1 rRNA gene is annotated in these 1,228 nt (G+C 55.9%); it reads right to left on the bottom strand.

From position 1 onward, the window contains the following. Window positions 1–144: 144 nt before the first annotated feature. Window positions 145–1,228: ribosomal RNA gene (locus tag QM019_RS12655) — 16S ribosomal RNA — on the bottom strand; the annotation flags it as partial.

Here is a 1,228-nt window from a genome sequence, read left to right as displayed (position 1 = left end):
CCGGCTCGCGAACGAACCAGGTACTAACGCATCACGTCACTCCCACACTTGCCATATGTTCCACCCTTGAGCACCCACTCACCACATTCGGATGAGACTGGGCACCACGACCACACTGATTGTGACCGTGTCAATGCTCCTTAGAAAGGAGGTGATCCAGCCGCACCTTCCGGTACGGCTACCTTGTTACGACTTAGTCCTAATCACCGATCCCACCTTCGACAGCTCCCTCCACAAGGGTTAGGCCACCGGCTTCGGGTGTTACCGACTTTCATGACTTGACGGGCGGTGTGTACAAGGCCCGGGAACGTATTCACCGCAGCGTTGCTGATCTGCGATTACTAGCGACTCCGACTTCATGGGGTCGAGTTGCAGACCCCAATCCGAACTGAGACCGGCTTTTTGGGATTCGCTCCACCTCGCGGTATCGCAGCCCATTGTACCGGCCATTGTAGCATGCGTGAAGCCCAAGACATAAGGGGCATGATGATTTGACGTCATCCCCACCTTCCTCCGTGTTGACCACGGCAGTATCCCATGAGTTCCCACCATAACGTGCTGGCAACATAGGACGAGGGTTGCGCTCGTTGCCGGACTTAACCGAACATCTCACGACACGAGCTGACGACAACCATGCACCACCTGTATACCGACTGCAAGCAGGGCAACCATCTCTGGAAGTTTCCGGTATATGTCAAGCCTTGGTAAGGTTCTTCGCGTTGCATCGAATTAATCCGCATGCTCCGCCGCTTGTGCGGGCCCCCGTCAATTCCTTTGAGTTTTAGCCTTGCGGCCGTACTCCCCAGGCGGGGCGCTTAATGCGTTAGCTACGACACAGAAACCGTGGAATGGTCCCCACATCTAGCGCCCAACGTTTACGGCATGGACTACCAGGGTATCTAATCCTGTTCGCTCCCCATGCTTTCGCTCCTCAGCGTCAGTAACGGCCCAGAGATCTGCCTTCGCCATCGGTGTTCCTCCTGATATCTGCGCATTCCACCGCTACACCAGGAATTCCAATCTCCCCTACCGCACTCAAGTCTGCCCGTACCCACTGCAGGCCCGAGGTTGAGCCTCGGGATTTCACAGCAGACGCGACAAACCGCCTACGAGCTCTTTACGCCCAATAATTCCGGACAACGCTTGCACCCTACGTATTACCGCGGCTGCTGGCACGTAGTTAGCCGGTGCTTTTTCTGCAGGTACCGTCACTTTCGCTTCTTCCCTA

It is taken from the genome of Gulosibacter sediminis (assembly GCF_030011715.1).
GTDB classification, from domain to species: domain Bacteria; phylum Actinomycetota; class Actinomycetes; order Actinomycetales; family Microbacteriaceae; genus Gulosibacter; species Gulosibacter sediminis.
This window is presented reverse-complemented; position numbering and strand designations above follow the sequence as displayed.